The 2253-nt window shown below is 61.1% G+C and carries 1 protein-coding gene; it reads right to left on the minus strand.

The features are described 5' to 3' along the window. Nucleotides 1-324: 324 nt before the first annotated feature. A complete protein-coding gene (locus VIH17_01840) occupies nucleotides 325-1797 on the minus strand; it encodes an IS1380 family transposase (GenBank protein HEY4681974.1) in 1473 nt (490 codons plus the stop codon). Nucleotides 1798-2253 lie beyond the last annotated feature (456 nt).

A 2253-nucleotide genomic window follows, 5' to 3' on the forward strand; every position in this document is an offset into this window, starting at 1 on the left:
CAGGTGACGAACCGTGACGAGGCTCTTGAAACGCTTATCTTCGATCGTATAGCGTATCGTGCCGGAGGACGCCGCCGTGAAACAAACTTCGATTGAGCCTTCTAAGCCCAAGATAAGCGAAGCCCGCTAGGTTTTGACCAGGCCAGGTCGTCAGCGGAGGTCTGGCGAGGATAGCCGAAAAGCGTCGGGTGCCATAGAGTGGCATTTGAGAGATAGTCGGCCCCTCCGAGGCCTTGGGAAACCGTTTTTGAGCGTAGGACGGGCGCGGCACGGGCGACTTGTGCACTACGGGTGCAGGTTCATGGGCAAGGGGAGGATGGATTCTTACTGGAAGACAAACGAGTGCAACCGTTGGGCGGCGACGAGCAGATGTTCCACGAAGCGATGACCGTCGGTCAGATACACCACGGCGCGTCGCGCATGGCGGGTGATTCGCGCCGCGACGTAGACGAACGCCTGGCGGAACCACTTCCACTCCCAGCGGATGGTCTGCTTGGGCAGAGCCAGGAGCGACAGCCAGGAGCGCAGGCACCAAGCCAGTTGTCCGGCCATCAGGAAGGCGCTGTTGGCCAAGAGTTCGCCGGTGGGCATGCGCATCGCGGCGATGCCGTTTTTGAACTGCTCGATGATGTTCTCCTGATCGCAGCGTCCGTAGGCGAAGCAGAACACCTCGGCGGCGTTCATATCGGCCTGCGGGATGTCGGTGATGACGAAGCGGTCGTGGTATTCGGTGAAGAGATCGTCCTGCCCCTCGTGGGTGTCGACCTGCTGGCGCTTGACGGCCACGCGATAGGTTCGACCGGCCACCTCACTCCCATTGCGGGGAATGGTGTAGTCGAACTGGGCCACCCACTGTCCGGTGGTGGCCAGTTGGGTGTAGCCGCGTTCTCGGGCCGTCTTGGCGCGGAGGCGTTTTCGCTTGCGTCGCAATTTCTTATCCGCGGCGCGCCGGGCGAGGCGCTGAGCGGAATGTGCGGAGAAGGGTTTCCAGGCCGAGGGAGGCAGGGCATCGACCATTTCATGAAGATTGGCGTAGCCGTCCATGACCAGGGCGAAGTGGGCGCCGTAGCGTTCACATTCGGCGATGATGGCGTGTTGGTAGAACTTGCTGTCGCCGCGGACATAGGTCTGCTCGAAGTGCCGCCCGACCAGGGGCAGCACTTCGTGCAAGACTTCGGCGGCGCCGTCAGCGCTGGCGCTGTTGCCGGAGCGATTGATGGTTCGCAGGGGTTCGTTGGTCTCCGCCAGGGTGCACAACTGGGGATGGTAGGACCACTGTCCATTGTAGGAGAAGTCGGCCCCCTGCTTGCATTCCCCATAGACGGTCTTGATGGTGGAATCCAGGTCGACGGTGGCCACCTTCCTTCGAGAACGAGGGATCTTCCTCCAGACCTTCTCCCGAGCGCGGTCGATAACGGCTTGGAAGGCGGCCAGATGCGGTTCGTGGAAGCGACGCAGGAAGTCGCCCGCCGTGGTGGGATCGGGGATGCGGCAGGCACCGAGCAAGTGCTTGATGGCCTCGCTGTGCTGGAGGTTGGTGACATCCTCGATGCACCCTCCGCCGACGAAGAGATTGTAAACGTGGGTGAGCAGGTGGTCGGATTCGTGGTAGGGAAGATGGAGCTTGAGCAAAGGAAGGGATCGGTTGAGGTCTTTGTCCAGTTCCAGACGCATGACCAGATCGTGGGCCAGGGACAGCCCTCCGTAGGGCGTGATCTCGCCGCGCTGCTGCAGACGCACACGGACCTGGCGGTTGGCGAAGACGGGCCGGTCTCGTTGGCACTCCGGCCAGAGCATCGGCTGGTTCTGATGGCGTGCGATTTTCCGTGTGCGGGGGCGTCGACGAACGCGGCGGGATCGAGTAGAACTCTTCACCTCAAAGGCCTCCTTGCCCAGCGGTTCCTGTTGTCTCAACCACCACAGTATACCGCAGCGAGAAGGCCTTTTCCTACGCGCCAGCCGACGCGACCTCGCTTATTCTGGGAGTAAAAGAGTCTGGGACCTTAGCAGTACAGCGCAAACTCGTCTCCGGTGGCAGAGGGTCCGGATGCTCCCAAGCCCCATTTTTACGCTGCCTGCGGGGGTGACCGCCATCGCACGCCGAAGGGCGACCGGGGAGCGGTGGAGTAATCGTATGGACCTCCATAACTCGTTGTATGATCGGTACTTACGAACAGTTTAAGCGAACAACCTTGCGCTGTACTGTTAGGCCTCTCAATATTGCGCTGACAGTACTCTTGGCTGGAGCGATTG

It is taken from the genome of Candidatus Acidiferrales bacterium (assembly GCA_036514995.1).
In the GTDB taxonomy this organism is placed as follows: Bacteria; Acidobacteriota; Terriglobia; order Acidiferrales; family DATBWB01; genus DATBWB01.